This window comes from Streptomyces racemochromogenes (assembly GCF_039535215.1).
In the GTDB taxonomy this organism is placed as follows: Bacteria; Actinomycetota; Actinomycetes; order Streptomycetales; family Streptomycetaceae; genus Streptomyces; species Streptomyces racemochromogenes.
The window spans coordinates 5,712,745-5,731,295 of the sequence record NZ_BAAAWT010000001.1 but is presented as its reverse complement, the minus strand read 5'-3'; the positions used below and the strand labels follow the sequence as shown (position 1 = coordinate 5,731,295).

General features: G+C 73.1%; 19 protein-coding genes. 5 read left to right on the top strand and 14 right to left on the bottom strand.

The annotated features are described in order from the left end of the window. Positions 1 to 91: 91 nt before the first annotated feature. From ABD973_RS26345 to ABD973_RS26335, 3 genes are all read right to left on the bottom strand, one after another. Entirely contained in the window at positions 92 to 595 is a 504-nt protein-coding gene (locus tag ABD973_RS26345) for a GNAT family N-acetyltransferase (protein WP_125597298.1), read from the bottom strand. Between the two features lie 37 nt (positions 596 to 632). Next, on the bottom strand, positions 633 to 1,160 hold the full coding sequence (locus ABD973_RS26340) for a sigma-70 family RNA polymerase sigma factor (protein ID WP_125820562.1): 528 nt from the start codon (positions 1,158 to 1,160) through the stop codon (positions 633 to 635). A gap of 73 nt (positions 1,161 to 1,233) precedes the next feature. Next, a complete protein-coding gene (locus ABD973_RS26335; protein WP_345502445.1) occupies positions 1,234 to 2,409 on the bottom strand; it encodes a glycerophosphodiester phosphodiesterase in 1,176 nt (391 codons plus the stop codon). 303 nt (positions 2,410 to 2,712) lie between these two features. On the opposite strand from ABD973_RS26335, the gene ABD973_RS26330 reads away from it, so the two are divergent. Beyond that, complete coding sequence (locus ABD973_RS26330) at positions 2,713 to 3,342, top strand: lysophospholipid acyltransferase family protein (RefSeq protein ID WP_042803043.1); 630 nt, start codon at positions 2,713 to 2,715, stop codon at positions 3,340 to 3,342. Between the two features lie 73 nt (positions 3,343 to 3,415). Here ABD973_RS26330 and ABD973_RS26325 read toward each other — a convergent pair whose 3' ends face one another. The 3 genes from ABD973_RS26325 to ABD973_RS26315 all read right to left on the bottom strand — a co-directional run bounded on the left by ABD973_RS26325 (position 3,416) and on the right by ABD973_RS26315 (position 7,063). Continuing rightward, a complete protein-coding gene (locus ABD973_RS26325) occupies positions 3,416 to 4,891 on the bottom strand; it encodes a membrane-associated oxidoreductase (RefSeq protein ID WP_125820564.1) in 1,476 nt (491 codons plus the stop codon). Between the two features lie 79 nt (positions 4,892 to 4,970). Next, positions 4,971 to 6,515 (bottom strand): MFS transporter, encoded by a 1,545-nt coding sequence (locus tag ABD973_RS26320; protein ID WP_206436493.1) that lies wholly within the window; start codon positions 6,513 to 6,515, stop codon positions 4,971 to 4,973. Beyond that, a complete protein-coding gene (locus ABD973_RS26315) occupies positions 6,515 to 7,063 on the bottom strand; it encodes a TetR/AcrR family transcriptional regulator (RefSeq protein WP_125820565.1) in 549 nt (182 codons plus the stop codon). Before ABD973_RS26315 ends, ABD973_RS26320 begins: the two co-directional genes overlap by 1 nt. Before the next feature lie 100 nt (positions 7,064 to 7,163). Between ABD973_RS26315 and ABD973_RS26310 the strand changes: the two genes are divergently transcribed. Continuing rightward, positions 7,164 to 7,670 (top strand): HAD domain-containing protein, encoded by a 507-nt coding sequence (locus ABD973_RS26310; protein WP_345502441.1) that lies wholly within the window; start codon positions 7,164 to 7,166, stop codon positions 7,668 to 7,670. A 182-nt stretch (positions 7,671 to 7,852) separates the two neighbouring features. After that, entirely contained in the window at positions 7,853 to 8,272 is a 420-nt protein-coding gene (locus tag ABD973_RS26305) for a hypothetical protein (RefSeq protein ID WP_125820567.1), read from the top strand. 66 nt (positions 8,273 to 8,338) lie between these two features. Here ABD973_RS26305 and argH read toward each other — a convergent pair whose 3' ends face one another. Beyond that, positions 8,339 to 9,766, bottom strand: coding sequence for an argininosuccinate lyase (gene argH / locus ABD973_RS26300; protein WP_125820568.1), 1,428 nt, complete (start codon positions 9,764 to 9,766; stop codon positions 8,339 to 8,341). A 261-nt stretch (positions 9,767 to 10,027) separates the two neighbouring features. Between argH and ABD973_RS26295 the strand changes: the two genes are divergently transcribed. Then, on the top strand, positions 10,028 to 11,536 hold the full coding sequence (locus ABD973_RS26295; protein WP_125820569.1) for a hypothetical protein: 1,509 nt from the start codon (positions 10,028 to 10,030) through the stop codon (positions 11,534 to 11,536). Positions 11,537 to 11,597: 61 nt separating this feature from the next. Next, complete coding sequence (locus ABD973_RS26290) at positions 11,598 to 12,284, top strand: L,D-transpeptidase family protein (protein WP_386382224.1); 687 nt, start codon at positions 11,598 to 11,600, stop codon at positions 12,282 to 12,284. Between the two features lie 21 nt (positions 12,285 to 12,305). Here the strand turns inward: ABD973_RS26290 and ABD973_RS26285 are convergent, their stop codons facing one another. The 7 genes from ABD973_RS26285 to ABD973_RS26255 all read right to left on the bottom strand — a co-directional run bounded on the left by ABD973_RS26285 (position 12,306) and on the right by ABD973_RS26255 (position 18,533). Beyond that, positions 12,306 to 12,845: an arginine repressor gene (locus tag ABD973_RS26285; RefSeq protein ID WP_007263124.1), complete on the bottom strand. Its 540-nt coding sequence runs from the start codon at positions 12,843 to 12,845 to the stop codon at positions 12,306 to 12,308. A 7-nt stretch (positions 12,846 to 12,852) separates the two neighbouring features. Beyond that, positions 12,853 to 14,073: an acetylornithine transaminase gene (locus ABD973_RS26280; RefSeq protein WP_345502435.1), complete on the bottom strand. Its 1,221-nt coding sequence runs from the start codon at positions 14,071 to 14,073 to the stop codon at positions 12,853 to 12,855. Beyond that, entirely contained in the window at positions 14,070 to 14,978 is a 909-nt protein-coding gene (gene argB, locus ABD973_RS26275) for an acetylglutamate kinase (RefSeq protein ID WP_125820571.1), read from the bottom strand. The genes ABD973_RS26280 and argB overlap by 4 nt, the downstream gene beginning before the upstream one ends. Then, positions 14,975 to 16,147, bottom strand: a complete 1,173-nt coding sequence (gene argJ, locus ABD973_RS26270) for a bifunctional glutamate N-acetyltransferase/amino-acid acetyltransferase ArgJ (protein ID WP_345502431.1) — start codon at positions 16,145 to 16,147, stop codon at positions 14,975 to 14,977. Before argJ ends, argB begins: the two co-directional genes overlap by 4 nt. Then, positions 16,144 to 17,172: an N-acetyl-gamma-glutamyl-phosphate reductase gene (gene argC, locus ABD973_RS26265; RefSeq protein WP_125603672.1), complete on the bottom strand. Its 1,029-nt coding sequence runs from the start codon at positions 17,170 to 17,172 to the stop codon at positions 16,144 to 16,146. Before argC ends, argJ begins: the two co-directional genes overlap by 4 nt. A gap of 96 nt (positions 17,173 to 17,268) precedes the next feature. Further along, the gene (locus tag ABD973_RS26260; protein ID WP_345502429.1) at positions 17,269 to 17,766 is read right to left on the bottom strand and encodes a GNAT family N-acetyltransferase; all 498 of its coding nucleotides are present in this window, start codon (positions 17,764 to 17,766) and stop codon (positions 17,269 to 17,271) included. Then, positions 17,763 to 18,533: an N-acetyltransferase gene (locus tag ABD973_RS26255; RefSeq protein WP_125820574.1), complete on the bottom strand. Its 771-nt coding sequence runs from the start codon at positions 18,531 to 18,533 to the stop codon at positions 17,763 to 17,765. Before ABD973_RS26255 ends, ABD973_RS26260 begins: the two co-directional genes overlap by 4 nt. Between the last annotated feature and the right edge of the window lie 18 nt (positions 18,534 to 18,551).

The following is an 18,551-nucleotide window of genomic DNA, read 5'->3' as shown; positions in this document are numbered from 1 at the left end:
GCGCTGAGCCCGCGGGCACCCTGGGCGGTGCCCGGAACCGGTCCGGGGGCGTCCCGCCGTCGCTGCGGAACGCCCCCGGACCGGATGGCCGCTACGCGCTGACGGCGTAGTCGGTGTCCTTGGCGTCCTTCTCCAGGATGACCAGGCGCACGCCGTCGGAGGCCGTGCGGTTGCCGACCTGCGCGTACCCGGCCTTGCGGTAGAGCCGCAGGTTGGACTCGCTCTTGTGGCCCGTGTGCAGGCGGAAGCGGGTCGTTCCGGCGTGCCCGGCGAGGGCTTCCTCGACCCCGCGCAGCAGCCGGGCGCCGAGGCCGTGGCCCTGCAGCCGCGGGTGCACGCACAGCTTGGCGATGCTCGCCGTGCCGTCCTCGCCGACGCTGCCGCGCACCGCGCCCACCACCTCGTCGCCGAGCCGGGCGACCAGGACGGTGTCCGAGGCGAGTTCCGCCTTCAGGGAGTCCAGGGACTGGGTCAGGGGCTGGATGAGGTAGTTGCCGTACAGCTCGGCCTCCCGCTGGAACGCCAGATACTGCAGCTTGAAAATCTGCTCGGCGTCTTCGGCGGCCGCCGCCGAAATGGTCACGCTCATGCCCATGTGCGCATGCCTCCCGCTCACCTGGTAGCTCTCCGGTCTACCGCTCCTTTCCCCACGGGTCAGGAGCCGCAACCTCGACAGCGAGCATTCTGCGCAGACATCCCAGGCAACGGGAACGTACCGGTCCCAAACTTCCTTGTGAGATACCCAACTCTCCTGCGATTTCACGGTAAGTCATGTCTCTGGGCGACAGAAGTGCGGCCATCAGCTCCGGACAGCGTCCCGGCAATCGGGCGACCGCCGATCGGAGGGCCCGGTTCGCCTCGCCGTGCAGCAGCGCGTCCTCGGGCTCGCCGGCCGCGTCCACCGCCGGGGTGGTGCCGTACGGGACCTCCCGGTGCGCCCGCCGCCGGGCACGGCGGGCCTCGGCGCGCACCGCCCGCCGCAGCCAGCGGGCGCGGCCGGCGGGGAAGGGGGCGCGGGGGCCTCGTTCCAGCAACCGCACCCAGACGGCTTGTTCCAGGTCGGCGGCCTCCACCCCGGCGGCCGGTGCTTCCGCGGCCGCCTCGGCGGAGAGCAGCGGGCCCAGCTCCGTGAGCAGGTCGGGTTCCCGTATCAGGTCCATGCCGGGCGGGACGCGGGTGCCGGGCCGGGCGGTTTCCCCGCCGGGCCCGGCCCACCCGTTCGGGGGCTGGGGGCTAGCGGTTGACGCCACGTCCGGGGCGGAAGGCCTCCGCGGCCAGGAGTCCGGTGTCCGGGTTGTCGGTGAAGATGCCGTCGACACCCAGTTCGAAGTACCTCTTGAAGGCGCCGAACGCGTCGCCGTAGGCGGCCGGGTCGGTGCCCTTGCGGTATTCGGCCGGCAGGAAGCTGTTCTCGTTGCGGGCGGTGTAGGGGTGCAGCACCAGTCCCTTGGCGTGGGCGTCGCGCACGAGGGTGGTGGGGGTGCCGAGCCTGCCGGCCGCGTCGCGCGGCACGATCAGGTCGAGGGTGGGGCCGATGCCCTGGGCGAAGCCGGCGATCCACTTCAGGCCCTCGGGCTTGACCAGGTCGGCGACGGTGCGGGGGTCCTTGGCCGTCTCGAAGTCCCAGGGGCGGGTGTTGGCCGCGGAGAGCAGCACCACGCGCGGGGCGGAGACCAGGCGGGAGAGCCGCTGGATGCTGGAGGGCTCGAAGGACTGGAGGAACACGGCGGCGTCGCGGCCGTCGCGCCCGTAGCGGCGCAGCAGCTTGGCGAGGGGCTCCTCCAGGCCGAGGCCGAGGCCGCGGAAATAGGTGGGGTGCTTGGTCTCGACGTGCAGCCAGACCCGCTTGTCGCGCAGCCGGCCCTCGCGGTTGGCCCAGCGCAGCACCTCTTCGAAGGTGGGGACCGCCCACTGGCCGTCGTAGAGGGTGTTGCGCTGGCGCACTGCGGGGATGCGTTCCTTCGCGCGCAGGGTCTTCAGTTCGGCGAGGGTGAAGTCCTCGGTGAACCAGCCGGTGACGGAGACCCCGTCGACGGTCTTGGTGGTGCGGCGGCCTGTGAACTCGGGGTGGTCGGCGACGTCGGTGGTGCCGCCGATCTCGTTCTCGTGGCGGCAGACGAGGTGGCCGTCCTTGGTGGGGACGAGGTCCTGCTCGATGACGTCGGCGCCGAGGTCGAGGGCCAGCTGGTAGGAGCCGAGGGTGTGCTCGGGGCGGTAGCCGCTGGCGCCGCGGTGGCCGATGACCAGGGGGACGGGCAGGTCGCGGTAGCCGCCGCCGTCGCCGTGGCCGCTGCCGGAGCGGTCGTCCGCAGCGTCGGCGGTTCCCGCCGTGAGTCCGGTGATGCCGGTTCCGGCCGCCAGTACGGCCGCTCCGAGCACCGTGCGCCGTGCTGCCCCACCCTGTGTCATCTGTGCCACTCCTCGTCCTGGACCGGGCCCGCGGCCCCGGGATCTCCGGGGGGCGTGAAGGCCCCGGTCGGCGTGGCGATGGTAGGCAAGGCAGGGTGGCGTGGGGGTGGGCTCCGGCGGAACATGGCGCAAACGCGTGTCAACACTGCGTATCCACCTCGTGAACCCGATGTGCCAACAGGGGCGGGCCGCGAGTATCGTCCTCACCTGCACTACCGCCGTGTGGTGCGAAAGCCGCTTTTCGATGCCGGAGGGCTCACGTTGTTCCGTACCGCGCTCATCAAAGCCACTGTCGGACCGGTCATGCGCCTGATGTTCCGCACCAAGGTGGAGGGGCTCGACAACATCCCGGGCACGGGTCCGGTGATCCTGGCGGGCAACCACCTGACCTTCATCGACTCGATGATCCTGCCGCTGGTGTGCGACCGCACGGTCCACTTCATCGGCAAGGACGAGTACGTGACGGGCAAGGGCCTCAAGGGCCGCCTGATGGCGTGGTTCTTCACGGGCTCCGGCATGATCCCGGTGGACCGCGACGGTGCGAACGGCGGCGTGGCCGCGCTGATGACGGGCCGCCGGATCCTGGAGGAGGGCAAGATCTTCGGGATCTACCCCGAGGGCACCCGCTCCCCCGACGGCCGGCTCTACCGCGGCCGCACCGGCATCGCCCGCCTGACCCTGATGACGGGCGCCCCGGTGGTCCCGTTCGCGGTGATCGGCACGGACAAGCTGCAGCCCGGAGGCGCGGGCATGCCGCGCCCGGGCCGGGTGACGATCCGCTTCGGCGAGCCGATGGAGTTCTCCCGCTACGAGGGCATGGACCGCGACCGCTACGTGCTGCGCGCCGTGACCGACTCGGTGATGGCCGAGGTCATGCGGCTGTCCGGCCAGGAGTACGTGGACATGTACGCGACGAAGGCGAAGGCGGCCTGAGTCCGGCGGCCGCGGAGTCCGGGATCCGGGGAAGCCGGGATCCGGGGAAGCCGGGAATCGAGGAATCCGGGCCTCACTGCCGCTGGAGTGACCGGCTGACGCCCGCCGCCGTGGTGGTGGCGAGGACCCAGCCGGTCACGATCAGCAGGTACGACAGCCACTGGTACCAGCCGGCCGGCGCGAAGGCGCCCTCCTGCCCGAAGCCGATGATCGGCAGCATCAGGTCGAGGGTGTAGAAGAGCGGGTTGAACTCCGGAGCCTCCCCGGCCTTCAGCGCCCGGGGCGGGGTGATCCCGTACGCGACGGTCCCGGTGAGCGTCAGTGCCAGCAGCCAGGCCGCCGCGCGCATCGGCCGGAAGCCGTAGCCGACGGTGGCGTCCTGGAGCAGGCCCCAGAGCCGGGTGCGGCGGGGCTGGGTGCGCCGGTGGCGGCGCAGTTTGGCCAGCTGGGCGGTGCGTGCGGCCGCCTCGTCGCCGACGGTGCGGTAGGCGGCGGCCAGCTGCTCGTACGCGTACGGCAGGTAGCCGTCCTCCTCGCGCTCCAGCAGCGGCAGCCGCTCCTCGGCGGGCAGGTGGGGGTGGAGCAGCCGGTAGCTGAGCCCGTCGGTGCGGACCGTGGCCGGCCAGACGGACGGTTCGGCCCAGAGCATGTCGAACTGGCTGCGGCGCAGGTTGACGATGCCGTCGATGGTGGGGCACTTGCGCAGCCAGAACTCCCCCATCACGGCGGAGCTGGCGCGCAGGGCCACGCCCCCGGGGTTGGACAGGCTGGCGCGGGTCAGTATGGCCTGGCCGGGGATGCGGGCGCCGGTGAGGTTGACCATGCCCTCGGCGTGCAGCCGGTGGCCGCGCAGGTCGGTGCCGACCACGAGGGTCTCGGCGTGCAGGGCGATGCCGCCGGGGTTGACGAGCCTGGCGCCGTCGAGGCTGATCTGGCCGGCGATGCCGGCGCCGTTGATGCGGAACTGGCCGTGGACGGTGAGGCCGTCGGCCATGATGTCCGTTCCTATTTCCGCGTGGTTGAGCTGGAGCGGCGGCTCGTCGACCTCGTCGGCCTCGCTGCCCTGCCGGATGACGGCGCCCTGGAGGAAGAGCCCGCCGGCGATCCTGGCGCCCGCGAGGCGGACGGGGCCGTCGATGCGGCAGCCGGAGAGCCTGAGCACGATCTCGACGCGCACGGTGGCGGCGGTCAGGCCCGGGAGGGTGGAGTCGCCGAGGACGAGGGCGCGCAGCTGGGCGCCGTACATCATGGGCTTGCGTTCGAACCAGCAGGACCTCATCCGGATGGGGTGGTCCACGACCGCGTACTTCAGGTCGAGCTTGCCGGTGATCCTGGCGCCGTAGAGCTTGATCCCCGCGACGTGCCCCTCGTCGGCGGCGCCCCCGACGAGGAGGTTGCGCAGCACCTCGGCGCGGACGCTGCGTGCGGCGCCCCAGGAGGCTCCGTCGTGGGAGCTCTCGTGGGGGCTCTCGCGGAAGTCGACCGCCTCGCCGCGCGGGAAGGCGTCGACGACGCGGCGCTCGGCCGGGGTCAGGTCGTTGATCTCCATCGCCGGGATGGTGTCCCGGGGCCCGACGGACTGTCAATTCCGTTCGGGCCGCCGGGACACCGCGGCGCGGCGCGGCGCGTCAGTGCTCGACGCCGTCCTGGAGTTCCTGGCCCCTGAGCAGGAACCAGGCGGCCGCCGCGGTGGCCAGCAGGACGGCGGCGCCGACGCCCGAGGCGAGCCGCAGGCCGTCCACGAAGGCGTCCTGGGCCGCGCCGACCATGGTGTGGGCGGTGGCCGGGTCCAGGGTGCGGGCGGCCTCCACGGCGCCGCCGAGCGATTCGTGTGCGGCGTCGGCGACCGGGGCGGGGACCGAGGCCGGGGCGGTGAAGCCCTGGTAGACGCCGGTGACGACGGAGCCGAGCAGGGCGATGCCGAGGGCGGCGCCGAGTTCGTACGCGGTCTCGGAGACGGCGGAGGCCGAGCCGGCCTGCTCCTTCGGGACGCTGGAGAGAATGACGTCGGCGGTGACGGTGAAGGAGAAGCCGGCGCCGAGGCCGACGACGAGCAGGGCGGCGCCGAGCAGCGGGTAGCCGGTCTCGCGGTGGATGACGGTGAGGGCCGCGAGGGCCAGCCCTATGGCGGCGAGGCCGCCGGTGACGATGACGCGTACGGAGTGCTTGCGGGCGTACCTGCCGGCGACCAGGCCGGTGGCCACCGCGCCGATGGCGGCGGGCAGTTCGGCGAGTCCGGCTTCGAGCGGGTCGCGGCCCTGGACCAGCTGGAAGAACTGGGAGAGGAAGAAGACGAGTCCGGAGAGGCCGAAGACGGTCAGCAGGTCGGCGAGGACCGCGCCGGAGAAGCCGCGGTGCTTGAAGAGCCGCATGTCGAGCAGCGGGGAGGCGAGGGCGAACTGGCGGCGGACGAAGGCGTAGAGGCATGCGGCGCCGACGGCGGCGGCGATCCAGACGCCGGCGGTGGCGCCGTGGGTGGCCGCTTCCTTGACGGCGTAGACGACGCCGATGACACCGACGAGGGACAGGGCGACGCTGATCAGGTCCCAGGGGCCCGCGACGGGGTTCTTGGACTCGGGCAGCAGCCGAATGCCGACGAGGACCAGGGCGATCATCACCGGGAGGTTGATGAGGAAGACCGAGCCCCACCAGAAGTGCTGGAGCAGGGCGCCGCCGACGACGGGGCCGATGGCCGCGCCGGCGGAGGCGGTGGCGCCCCAGATGCCGATGGCGAGGCTGCGTTCGCGCGGGTCGTGGAAGATGTTGCGGATCAGCGCGAGGGTGGACGGCATCAGGGTGGCGCCGGCCACGCCGAGCAGGGCGCGGGCGGCGATCATCATCTCGGGGCTGGTCGCGTAGGCGTTCAGGACCGAGACGGCGCCGAAGGCGGTGGCGCCGGTGAGGAGGAGCTTCTTGCGGCCGATGCGGTCACCGAGGGAGCCCATGGAGACGAGCAGGCCGGCGATGACGAAGGAGTAGATGTCGCCGATCCACAGCAGCTGGGTGCCGGACGGCTTGAGGTCCTCGCTGAGGGACGGGGTGGCGAGGCCGAGTACGGTGGCGTCGACCGCGACCAGCAGGACGGCCAGGACGAGCACGGAGAGGGCGAGCCAGCGCCCCCCGCTCTTCTCCTCCGCCCCCGTCCCCCGCTGCAGCTGTTCGGTTCGGATCATCACTCCACGCTCCGTCGTGCGCCACCGAGCAGCAGCTCGGTGATCATGTACTGGAAGTCCTTGGCCGCGACCCGGCCGTCCATGACGGCCCAGGCGCAGCTGCCGACGAGCCCGTAGAGGGCCTCGGTGAGCCAGGCGGGGCTCAGGTCGATGCGGATGTCGCCCTCCTGCTGTCCGCGCTTGAAGAGCGCGTTGACGCGGGTGTCGAGGCGGGCCCAGCCCTCGTTGACCTGGTCGCCCTCGAAGAGCTGGTTCTCGGTGACGAGGAAGGCCAGCAGCTGGGCGTTGGGCTCGGTCTCGGCGATCAGCCGCCTGATGGCGTCCACGGCCGTCCCCTCGTCGAGGCGGGCGCGGTCGAAGGCGCCCTCGAACTCGCGGATGCCGAGGTCTTCGAGGGCGCGTACGAGGGCGTCGCGGCCGGCGAAGTGCCGGTGGAGGGTGGCGCGGCCGATGCCGGCGGCGCGGGCGACCTCGTCCATCGTGGCGGTCGACTTGCGGGAAAGCAGGGCCGCCGCGTCGCGGAGCACCTGGTCACGATCCATGGCCATGAGACAAGCATAACCCGAATGAGACGTGACTGTCTCATTCGTTGATCCGGATCAAGAAAACGGGTCGCCACGAGGGCGGCCCGGCGAGAAGGGTGGAGCCATGAAGCCCCTGCTGCTGATCGACGTCGACGGTCCCCTGAACCCCTACGCCGCCCAGGCCCAGCGCCGCCCGGAGGGCTACACCACGCACCGGATGCGGCCCACCGGCTTCACCGACGGCAAGCCGCTGCGGGTCTGGCTGAACCCGGGCCACGGCGCGGAACTGCTCGCGCTGGCGGACGCGTACGACCTGGTCTGGGCCACCACCTGGAAGGACGAGGCGAACGACTGGATAGGGCCGCACCTGGGGCTGCCGCCGCTCCCCTTCATCGACTGGCCGGCGATGCACGGCCGGGCGCCGCGCGGCACCTTCTGGAAGACGCAGTACGTCCTGGAGTACGCGGGCGGGCGGCCCTTCGCCTGGATCGACGACGACATCACCGCCATGGACCACGAGTACGTGGACCAGCACCACCCGGCGCACGCCCTCCTGAGGTACGTGGACGAGCGGATCGGCCTGACCCGCGCGGATTTCGACGCGCTGGCGGACTGGGCGGCCGGACGGTGACAGGAGGTGATTCAATCATTACTCCCCGCAATCGGGGGTTTGATGCGCATCTTGATCATTTGGAGTGACCGTCACCGCAGGGCCTTCTCCGGGCGGCCGCCGAGGGAGGAGAGTCCTCCCCGGTGAGCCCTTTCCCGGGGTGGGCCACCTGCACGGATTCCTCCACATGCAGGGAGACAGTCATGAACGCATCCAGGAAGCTCACCCTCACGGCGGCGGCGCTGGCGCTGACGGTCGGCGGCGCGCTCGCCGTGTCCTCGGCCTCGGCCGAGCCGGCGGTCGCCTCCCACTCCATGGCCACGACCACGGCGTGGGCCAAGGTCGCCGCGAACGGCCAGGTCCTCGGTGGCCAGGGCATCACCGGCATCAACAAGTTCGGCATCGGCCGCTACAACATCACCACGTCCTCCGGCCTGAACGGCTGCGCCCTGCTCGGCACCGTCAACACCAACGGCGGGAACGACCCCGGTCCGGGCAGCTCGTCCATCCTGGTCGGCCAGGTGAACGGCAACACCCTCTTCATCCGCACCGCCACCCCGTCCGCCGGCGGCACGGCGGCCGTGGACAGCGACCGGCCGTTCTCCGTCACCGTCGTCTGCTGACACCCGGACACGCCGGAGGGGCGGCGGGGGCCGTGTGGGCCCCCGCCGCCCCTCCGGGCGCCACGGCTACTGCTTGTGGACCGCCCAGGCGTGCTGGATGACCAGGTCCGCCTTCAGCTCGGTGAGCTGGACCGCGACCGCCGAGGGGGCGGTGCCGCCCCGGCCGTTGCGGGAGGCGAGGGCACCGGGCACGTTGAGGACGGTGCGGACCTGCGGGGTCAGGTGCTCCGAGATCTTCGCGAACTGCTCGTCCGTGAGCTCGTCCAGCTCGATGCCGAGCGCCTCGCACTCCTTGACGCACTCGCCGGCGACCTCGTGCGCGACCCGGAAGGGCACGCCCTGCTTGACCAGCCACTCGGCGATGTCGGTGGCGAGGGAGAAGCCCGCCGGCGCCAGCTCCTCCATCCGCTCCCGGTTGACCGTGAGGGTGGCCATCATCCCGGTGAAGGCCGGCAGCAGCACCTCCAGGGTGTCGCAGGAGTCGAAGACCGGCTCCTTGTCCTCCTGGAGGTCCCGGTTGTAGGCCAGCGGCAGCGCCTTGAGGGTGGCCAGCAGGCCGGTCAGGTTGCCGATGAGGCGGCCCGACTTGCCGCGCGCCAGCTCCGCGATGTCCGGGTTCTTCTTCTGCGGCATGATCGAGGAGCCGGTGGAGAAGGCGTCGTGGAGGGTGACGAAGGAGAACTCCTTCGTGTTCCACAGGATGATCTCCTCCGCGATCCGGGACAGGTTGATCCCGATCATCGCGGTGACGAACGCGAACTCGGCGACGAAGTCCCGCGAGGCCGTGCCGTCGATCGAGTTGCCGACCGAGCCCCGCTCGAAGCCCAGGTCGGCCGCGACCGCCTCCGGGTCCAGGCCGAGCGAGGAGCCCGCGAGGGCGCCCGACCCGTACGGGGAGACCGCCGTGCGGGTGTCCCACTGCCGCAGCCGCTCCGCGTCCCGGGACAGGGACTGGACGTGGGCCAGGACGTGGTGGGCGAACAGGACGGGCTGCGCGTGCTGGAGGTGCGTACGGCCCGGCATCGCCGTGTCCGGGTGCGCCTCGGCGAGGCCGACCAGCGCGTCCTGGAGGTCGGCGAGCAGTCCGCCGATGATCCGCGCGTGGTCGCGCAGGTACATCCGGAAGAGGGTGGCCACCTGGTCGTTGCGGGAGCGGCCGGCGCGCAGCTTGCCGCCGAGGTCGGGGCCGAGCCGCTCCAGCAGGCCGCGCTCCAGGGCGGTGTGGACGTCCTCGTCGGCGACGGTGCCGGTGAAGGAGCCGTCGGCGACGTCCGCCTCAAGCCGGTCGAGGCCCGCGATCATGCGGTCGAGCTCCTCGGCCGTGAGCAGGCCCGCCTTGGCGAGCACCCGGGCGTGGGCGCGCGAGCCGGCGATGTCGTACGGCGCGAGGCGCCAGTCGAAGTGGACCGACGCGGACAGCTTCGCGAGGGCCTCGGACGGGCCGTCGGCGAACCGGCCGCCCCAGAGCCGGACGTCACCGTTGTTGCTGCTCACAGCTACTGCTCCTCTGAGGGTGGTGGTGCGGCGGTCTCCCCGCCGCGCAGGAAGCGGGGAGGCCGTCTCGGTACAGCGTCAAACGATTCACGGCGCGATGCGACGCGCGACCGGCCGGGGTGTAGGCATAACTATGCATTGCTCCGTATGTTTCGTCAATCGAGGTCCGGTGCCCCACCGCTGACCAGCCCGTATATCGAGGGCGTGAACCGGCTGCCGCCGTCTACGATCACGCGAGCGGAACGACCCTGGGGAGGGCACATGTGGAGCGCCGCCGAGGACGAGTCATGGGGGCGCAACGCGGCCGCCGGTCTGCTGGAGGGGCACGAGTCCCCGGCGGCCGCCCTGCTCGCCGGGAACGGCCCGGACGCCTGGACCGGCTTCGACCGGGAGGTGCGCCGCCTCCTGCGCTGCCGCCCCACCCCCGAGGGCGGCGGCCGGCTGGAGGCCCGGCTGTGCCACCCCGACGGACGGGTACGCATGGCCGCGCTCGCCGCGTGGCGCAACCCGCCCCTGGAGCTCCTGGTGATCCGGTGCGCCGACTGGGTCCCCCAGGTCCGCGACCGCGCCCGCAGGGTGCTCGGCCGGGCGGTGGCCCGACACCCCGTCCGCAATCGGGACCGGGCCCGCCGGGCGCTGAACCGGCCGGTGGCGGACGACCCCGCCCGGGTGCTGACGGCACTCGTCCCGCTCGCCCTGCGGCTGGCCGGACGCGAGCACGGAGGCTGGGCCGTGGAGCAGCTGGAGGCCGCCCTGAGCGGCCGGTACTCCCTCCTCGCGGCGTGGTGGCGCCCCGGGCTGCCCTCGACGACCTGGAGCCGGAACTCGCTGACCGCCGCGCAGCGCGAGGCCATGCTCGAACGCCTGGCGGGCAGCGCCGACCGGCCGACGCGCCGCTTCGCCGCCCGCGTCGCCGTGGCCTGCGGGCAGTACGGGACGCGGGAGCTGGCCCGGCGGGCCGCCGCCGAGGGCGATCCGGTGACCGCCCGGACGTGGACCGACGCCGCCCTGGCGGCGATGGCCGCCGGCGGGCCGGACGACCGGGCCGTCGACATCCTGCTCGGCTCCCGCTCCGCGCCCGTCCGGGCCGCCGGGGTGACCGCCCTGCGCCGGGCCGGGCGGGCGGCCGAGGCGGCGGACCACCTCGCGGACCGGGCCGGCCAGGTGCGGGCCTGCGCCCGCTGGCTGCTGCGCCAGGACGGCGGTGACCCGTACGCGCACTACCGCGGGCTCGTCACGGACCGGCAGCGGGTGACCCGGTACGCGGTGGCCGGCTTCCGGGAGGTGGCCGGGCGGGCCGACGGGCCGCTGCTGCGCGCCCTGCTGGACCACCCCGAGGGGCCGGTGCGGGCCACCGCCCTGGCGGGGCTGCGCGGGCTGGGCCTGGTGGTCGAGGACGCGGTGCTGCTCGGGATGCTGGAGGACCCGTCCGCCTCGGTGTCCCGCGAGGCCGCGCTCGGCCTGCTGGGCGTGGCCGAGCGGCTGGACTCCGCCGCGCTGGCGGACCGGACCGGCCCCGAGTGGCCGCCGCACACCCGCAGGGCGGCGTTCCGGCTGCTGCGCGGCCGGGGCGGGAGCGCCGAACTGCGGGCCTGTGTCGCCATGATGACGGACCCGGACCCGGTGCTGGGCCTGTACGCGCGCAGCACCGTGCTCGACTGGAACTGGCTCAGCACCCTGGGCGAAGGGGAGGCGCACCAGGCGGAGCTCGGCGCCCTGCTGGCGCGGGCGGCCCAGGTCCTGGACGTCCGCCGGCTGCGGCTGCTGTGACACCCCGCCACGGCCTGCCTGCGCGGCGGCCGCGCCCGTCGGCCGTACCGTCTGGGGTGTGCTGCGTACCGCCCTGCTCACGGGCTCGCTGATCCTCGCCGGCCCCTTCCCCTACGGTCCGGACCCGCTGCCGGCCCGGCTCGCCGACACCGGCGGCGGGAGCCAGCTGATCACCGCCGTCGCCCCGGCGCCCGGGTCCACGACCGGGGTGCTGACCTGGTGGGACCGGCGTGCGGGCCGCTGGTTCGAGGCGGGCAGCGCCCCGGCCCGCTTCGGGGCGAACGGCCTGACCGAGGGCACGACCCGGATCCAGGGCACCGACACCACCCCGGCGGGCCTGTACGACCTGCCGTACGCCTTCGGCATCGCGCACGCCCCGGTCGGAACGGCGTACCGGTACCGCAGGGTGACGGACCGTTCGTGGTGGTGCCAGGACAACGCCTCGGCCGCCTACAACCGGTGGACGGAGCCGCTGCCCGCCGACTGCGCGCCGGGCGAGTCCGAGCACCTGGTGACGTACGCGCGGCAGTACGCGCACGCCCTGGTCATCGGCTTCAACTACGACGAGCCGGTGCGCGGCCGCGGCGCGGGCATCTTCCTGCACGTGGACGGCAGGGGCGCCACGGCCGGCTGCGTCTCCGTCCCCCGTGGCGCCATGCGCGAGCTGCTGCGCTGGGCCGATCCCCGCCGCCGCCCGCACATCGCGATCGGCACGGAGACCGGCCCGCTGGCCGTGACCCGGTACTGAGGGGGCGCGGCGGAGGAGGGCCTAGCCCTCCTTCTGCGCCAGCCGCAGGAGGTGGTCGGCCAGGGCCTGGCCGCCGGCCGGGTCGCGGCTGATGAGCATCAGGGTGTCGTCGCCCGCGATGGTGCCGAGGATGGCGTGGAGTTCGGCCTGGTCGATCGCCGAGGCGAGGAACTGGGCCGCGCCGGGCGGGGTGCGCAGGACCACGAGGTTCGCGGAGGCCTCCGCCGAGATCAGCAGTTCGCCGGAGAGGCGCCGCATGCGCTCCTCCTTGGCCGACTCGCCGAGCGGGGCCTGCGGGGTGCGGAAGCCGCCCTCGCTGGGGACCGCGTAGATCAGCTCGCCGCCGGTGTTGCGGATCTTGACCGCGCCCAGCTCGTCGAGGTCGCGGGAGAGCGTCGCCTGGGTGACGCTCAGCCCGTCGTCCGCGAGCAGTTTGGCCAGCTGGCTCTGGGAGCGGACCGGCTGCCGGTTGAGGATGTCCACGATCCGGCGGTGGCGGGCGGTGCGGGTCTGCGGGACGGAGGGGCCGCCGTTCTGCTCGGGTTCCTGCGCCTGGCTCATCGTCGTCTCATTCTCCGGATCGTCCCGCTTCGTCGAGGATGCCGGGAAGTGCCCGGACGAACGCGTCCACCTCGGCCTCGGTGATGACGAACGGCGGCATCAGCCGTACCACGTCGGGGGCGGGCGCGTTGACCAGGAATCCGGCCTGCTGGGCCGCGAGCTGCACCTTCGGCGCGAGCGGCTCCGTCAGCACGATACCCAGCAACAGGCCGGACCCGCGGACGTGGGAGACCAGCCGGTGACCGGAGGATTCGATTCCGGAGCGCAGGCGCTCGCCCCGGGCCTTGACCCGGTCGAGGAGTCCCTCGGCCGCGATGGTGTCGATCACGGCGAGGCCGGCGGCGCAGGCGACGGGGTTGCCGCCGAAGGTGGTGCCGTGCTGGCCAGGCTGGAGCAGGTCCGCGGCCGGGCCGAAGGCGGCCACCGCGCCGAGGGGCAGGCCGCCGCCGAGGCCCTTCGCGAGCGTGACGAGGTCGGGCTCGACGCCCTCGTGCTGCTGGTACTCGAACCAGCTGCCGCAGCGGCCGATGCCGGTCTGCACCTCGTCGAGGGCGAGCAGCGTCCCGGTGGCGCGGGTGATCTCGCGGGCGGCCGTCAGGTAGCCGGCCGGCGGGACGACCACGCCGTTCTCGCCCTGGACGGGCTCGATGAGGACGAAGGCGGTCTCCTCGGTGACGGCGGCGCGCAGGGCCTCCACGTCGCCGTAGGGGACGTGCGTCACCTCGCCGGGCAGCGGAAGGAAGGGCTCCTGCTTGCCGGGCTGGCCGGTGAGGGCCAGGGCTCCCATGGTCCGGCCGTGGAAGCCGCCAGTGGTGGCGACCATGTGGGTCCGCCCGGTGAGCCGACCGATCTTGTACACGGCCTCGACCGCTTCGGCACCGGAGTTGCAGAAGAACACGCGCCCCTCGCGGCCGAAGAGCTGGAGCAGCCGCTCGCCGAGCGCGAGGACGGGCTCGGAGGCGTAGAGGTTGGAGACGTGGCCGAGGGTGGTGATCTGCTCGGTCACGGCGGAGACGACCGCCGGGTGGGCGTGGCCGAGGGCGTTGACCGCGATGCCGCCGACGAAGTCGGTGTACCGCTTGCCGTCCGCGTCCCAGACCTGCGCGCCCTCACCGCGTACGAGGGCCAGCGCGGGGGTGCCGTAGTTGTTGGCCAGCGCCCCCTTCCAGCGGGCGGCGTAGCGCTCGTTGCCGGTCTCCTGACCGGCCGTCCCCTGGTTGGCGCTCACGTACCGTCCCCTCCCTGTCCGTCGGGCACGACCATCGTGCCGATTCCCTCGTCGGTGAAGATCTCCAGCAGGATCGAGTGCTGGACCCGCCCGTCGATCACCCGGGCCGTGCTGACGCCGCCGCGCACGGCGTGCAGGCAGCCCTCCATCTTCGGCACCATGCCGCTGGACAGCTCGGGCAGCAGCTTCTCCAGCTCGCTGACGGTGAGCCGGCTGATGACCTCGTCGCTGTTGGGCCAGTCCGCGTAGAGGCCCTCGACGTCGGTGAGGACCATCAGCGTCTCCGCGCCGAGCGCGGCGGCCAGCGCGGCGGCGGCCGTGTCGGCGTTCACGTTGTACACGTGGCCGTCGTCGGCGCTGCGCGCGATGGAGGAGATGACCGGGATCCGGCCGTCGGCGAGCAGGGCCTCGATCGCGCCGGTGTCGATGGCGGTGATCTCGCCGACCCGGCCGATGTCGACGGCTTCGCCGCCGATCCGCGGGGTGTGCTTGGTGGCGGTGATGGTGTGGGCGTCCTCGCCGGTCATGCCGACGGCGAGCGGCCCGTGCTGGTTGAGCAGGCCGACCAGCTCGCGCTGGACCTGGCCCGCCAGGACCATGCGTACGACGTCCATGGCCTCCGGGGTGGTGACCCGCAGGCCGGCCTTGAACTCGCTGACCAGGCCCTGCTTGTCGAGCTGGGCGTTGATCTGCGGGCCGCCGCCGTGGACGACGACGGGCCGCAGGCCGGCCTGGCGCAGGAAGACGACGTCCTGGGCGAAGGCCGCCTTCAGGTCCTCGTCGATCATGGCGTTGCCGCCGAACTTGATGACGACGATCTTGCCGTTGTGGCGGGTGAGCCAGGGCAGCGCCTCGATGAGGATCTCGGCCTTGGGGAGCGCGGTGTGGCGCCTCGCGGTGCTCATGAGCTGTAGGCGCTGTTCTCGTGGACGTACTCGGCCGTCAGGTCGTTGGCCCAGATGACCGCCGACTCGGAGCCGGTGGACAGGTCAGCGGTGATGTGGACCTCGCGGTCCTTCATGCTCACCAGGTCGCGGTCCTCGCCGACGGAGCCGTTCTTGCAGACCCAGACGCCGTTGATGGCGACGTTCAGCCGGTCCGGGTCGAAGGCCGCCCCGGTGGTGCCGATGGCGGACAGGACGCGGCCCCAGTTGGGGTCCTCGCCGTGGATGGCGCACTTGAGCAGGTTGTTGCGGGCGATGGACCGGCCGACCTCGACCGCGTCCTGCTCGCTGGCCGCGCCGATGACCTCGATGCGGATGTCCTTGCTGGCGCCCTCGGCGTCGCCGATCAGCTGGCGGGCGAGGTCGTCGCAGACCGTCCGTACGGCGTCGGCGAAGGCCTCGTACGCGGGTACCTGGCCACTGGCGCCGGAGGCGAGCAGCAGCACGGTGTCGTTGGTGGACATGCAGCCGTCGGAGTCGACCCGGTCGAAGGTGGTGCGGGTGGCGTCGCGCAGCGCCTTGTCGAGGGTGGCGCTGTCGAGGTCGGCGTCGGTGGTGAGGACGACGAGCATGGTGGCCAGGCCCGGGGCGAGCATGCCCGCGCCCTTGGCCATGCCGCCGACCGTCCAGCCGTCCTGGGAGACGGTGGCGGTCTTGTGGACGGTGTCAGTGGTCTTGATGGCGATGGCCGCGTCCTCGCCGCCGTCGGCGGAGAGGGCGGCGGCGGCCGTCTCGATGCCGGGGAGCAGCTTGTCCATGGGGAGCAGGACGCCGATCAGGCCGGTGGAGGCGACGGCGATCTCGCCGGCGTTGTGCTCGCCGCCGGGATCCTGCTCGTTGAGGGTGGCCGCGACCTTCTCGGCGGTGGCGTGGGTGTCCTGGAAGCCCTTGGGGCCGGTGCAGGCGTTGGCGCCACCGGAGTTGAGGACGACGGCGCTGACGGTCCCGCCGCGCAGGACCTGCTCGGACCAGCGCACGGGGGCGGCCTTGACGCGGTTGGAGGTGAAGACGCCCGCGGCGGCCAGTCGCGGCCCGTTGTTGACCACGAGGGCCAGGTCGGGGTTGCCGTTCGCCTTGATCCCGGCGGCGATGCCCGCCGCCGTGAATCCCTGTGCAGCCGTCACGCTCACGGCGCCACTCCCATCGTGGAAAGACCCAGCGCCTCGGGGAGCCCGAGGGCGATGTTCATGCTCTGCACCGCACCGCCGGCGGTGCCCTTGGTGAGGTTGTCGATCGCGCTGATGGCGATGATCCGCTGGGCGGAGCCGTCGTACGCGACCTGGACGTGGACGGCGTTGGAGCCGTACACCGCCTTGGTGGTGGGCCACTGGCCCTCGGGCAGGAGCCGGACGAAGGGCTCGTCGGCGTAGGCCTTCTCGTACGCGGCGCGCAGCGACTCGGCCGTGGTGCCGGGCAGGGCCCTGGCGGAGCAGGTCGCGAGGATGCCGCGCGCCATGGGCACGAGGTGCGGGGTGAAGGAGACCGAGACGCGCTCCCCGGCGAGCGGGGAGAGGTTCTGCACCATCTCGGGGGTGTGCCGGTGGCCGCCGCCGACGCCGTAGGGGGTCACGGTGCCCATGACCTCGGAGCCGAGCAGGTTCGCCTTGAGGGCCTTGCCGGCGCCGGAGGTGCCGGTGGCGGCGACGATCACGGCCTCGGGTCCGGCGAGCCGCGCCTGGTAGGCGGGGTAGAGGGCGAGGGAGACGGCGGTCGGGAAGCAGCCGGGGACGGCGATGCGCCGGGTGCCGGCGAGGGCGGCGCGGCCGCCGGGGAGCTCGGGGAGCCCGTAGGGCCAGGTGCCGGCGTGCGGGGCGCCGTAGAACCGGTCCCAGTCGGCGGAGTCCTTCAGCCGGTGGTCGGCGCCCATGTCGACGACGAGGACGTCGTCGCCGAGCCGGGCGGCGACGGCTGCGGACTGGCCGTGCGGCAGGGCGAGGAACACCACGTCGTGGCCGGCGAGGACCTCGGGCGTGGTCGCCTCCAGGGTCCGTCCGGCGAGCGGGAGAAGGTGCGGCTGGAGCGGGCCGAAGGCCTGTCCGGCGTTGGAGTGGCCGGTCAGCGCGCCGATCTCGACCTCGGGGTGCGAGAGCAGCAGGCGCAGGACTTCACCGCCCGCGTATCCGCTCGCTCCGGCCACCGCTACACGTACCACCATCGGACCCTCCTCCTCGATGGCATGACTATACGTACCTATGCAGTTTTATGCAAAGCCTTCCCGGTCGCCGCCGCCCTGTCCGAAAGGGGTCCTGACTCAACACTCCCGCTCGTACTCGACCTGCTCAAGCGGGTGGCCGTCGCCGAAGTCCGTGGCCCGCACCTGTCCGGTCCCGGCGAAGCCGCACTTGGCGTAGAAGCGGCGGGAGCGCGGAGTGTCCCGCAGGGTCCACAGGTGGGCGCGGGTGAAGCCGTCCGCGCTCAGCCGGGCCAGCGTCGCCTCCATCAGGGCCGGGGCGACGCCGGTGCCCCAGCCGTCGGGGTGGGCGTAGAAGCTGAGGATCTCGGCGAGGCCCGACCGGGTCCCGGAGGCGCGGGACCAGGACATGGCCAGGGGCCGGCCGTCCGCCTCGGCCAGCAGCAGCGTCCGGGGGTCCTCGGCGAGGCGCGCGTGCCAGCGGGTGCGGCGGCTGCGGACGCCCTCGGCGGCGAACTCCGGCGCGAAGAAGGGCGCGTACGCGGCCTCCCAGGCGGCGGCGTGGATCTCGCCGAGGGCGTCGCCGTCGCCCGGGCCGGCGGCGCGGACCGCGATCACGCGGAGACCGCCGGGGCGGCGGCGAGCGGGTGGCGGACCCAGACGTTCGGCTCCACGTAGACCGCGCGGTCGTGCTCCGGGTCGCAGTGGACGGTGCTGAGCGCCCCGGGGACGTGGACCGGGCCCGGGGTGTCGAAGGGGAGTCCGGTCCACCGGCGCCACTCGTCGAGGGTGCCGCTGATGGTCATCGACACCGGGGCCACGGAGTCGATCACCGCCCCCGCCCGGACGTGGACCCGCAGCCACGGGTCGTACGGCAGGCCGTCCTCGCGGGTGCGGTACGCGTACTCCGCCATCGGGGTCTGCGGCTCGGCGGGCTTCCCGCTCGGCCGGACCGGCGCCACGACCTCGGTGAACCCGGCCGCGCGGGCTCCTTCGCGCATGGCGGTGAGCATCCGGCCGGAAAGGCCCTCGCCCTGCCGGCCGCGGGCGACCGAGATCTCCAGGGCGCTGACCGTGTCCGGCCGGACGCCCCGCCGCCGGTCGGAGAAGGCCCACATCAGGACCCGGTCCCAGCCCTGGCCGGGCAGCTGCCCGCCGCGCTCGGGGGTGTGCAGCGCGAAGGGGACGCTGAAGGCCCGGGACACGACCTCGTCGCCGTCGGTGGCGATGAAGACGTACTCGGGGAACTCGGCCACCAGGCGCGGGTAGAGCAGCCAGGCGATCGGGTCGTGCTGGGAGAACTCGGGCCAGGAGTCCTCCATGTCCCAGAGGCGGGGGGCCAGTTCGGGGCGGACGGCCAGGGAGGTGATCTCGATCTCGGTCATACCCGCAGGCTAGGGCGG

What these genes read in the sequence shown, in the direction of transcription:
- ABD973_RS26315 (WP_125820565.1), bottom strand. Translation starts at nt 7,063, where the DNA reads ATGGCCATGGATCGTGACCAGGTGCTCCGCGACGCGGCGGCCCTGCTT.
- ABD973_RS26285 (WP_007263124.1), bottom strand. Translation starts at nt 12,845, where the DNA reads ATGAGCCAGGCGCAGGAACCCGAGCAGAACGGCGGCCCCTCCGTCCCG.
- argB (WP_125820571.1), bottom strand. Translation starts at nt 14,978, where the DNA reads ATGAGCACCGCGAGGCGCCACACCGCGCTCCCCAAGGCCGAGATCCTC.
- ABD973_RS26325 (WP_125820564.1), bottom strand. Translation starts at nt 4,891, where the DNA reads ATGGAGATCAACGACCTGACCCCGGCCGAGCGCCGCGTCGTCGACGCC.
- ABD973_RS26305 (WP_125820567.1), top strand. Translation starts at nt 7,853, where the DNA reads ATGAACGCATCCAGGAAGCTCACCCTCACGGCGGCGGCGCTGGCGCTG.
- ABD973_RS26345 (WP_125597298.1), bottom strand. Translation starts at nt 595, where the DNA reads ATGGGCATGAGCGTGACCATTTCGGCGGCGGCCGCCGAAGACGCCGAG.
- ABD973_RS26255 (WP_125820574.1), bottom strand. Translation starts at nt 18,533, where the DNA reads ATGACCGAGATCGAGATCACCTCCCTGGCCGTCCGCCCCGAACTGGCC.
- ABD973_RS26340 (WP_125820562.1), bottom strand. Translation starts at nt 1,160, where the DNA reads ATGGACCTGATACGGGAACCCGACCTGCTCACGGAGCTGGGCCCGCTG.
- ABD973_RS26330 (WP_042803043.1), top strand. Translation starts at nt 2,713, where the DNA reads ATGCGCCTGATGTTCCGCACCAAGGTGGAGGGGCTCGACAACATCCCG.
- ABD973_RS26335 (WP_345502445.1), bottom strand. Translation starts at nt 2,409, where the DNA reads ATGACACAGGGTGGGGCAGCACGGCGCACGGTGCTCGGAGCGGCCGTA.
- argC (WP_125603672.1), bottom strand. Translation starts at nt 17,172, where the DNA reads ATGGTGGTACGTGTAGCGGTGGCCGGAGCGAGCGGATACGCGGGCGGT.
- ABD973_RS26320 (WP_206436493.1), bottom strand. Translation starts at nt 6,515, where the DNA reads ATGATCCGAACCGAACAGCTGCAGCGGGGGACGGGGGCGGAGGAGAAG.
- ABD973_RS26295 (WP_125820569.1), top strand. Translation starts at nt 10,028, where the DNA reads ATGTGGAGCGCCGCCGAGGACGAGTCATGGGGGCGCAACGCGGCCGCC.
- ABD973_RS26310 (WP_345502441.1), top strand. Translation starts at nt 7,164, where the DNA reads ATGAAGCCCCTGCTGCTGATCGACGTCGACGGTCCCCTGAACCCCTAC.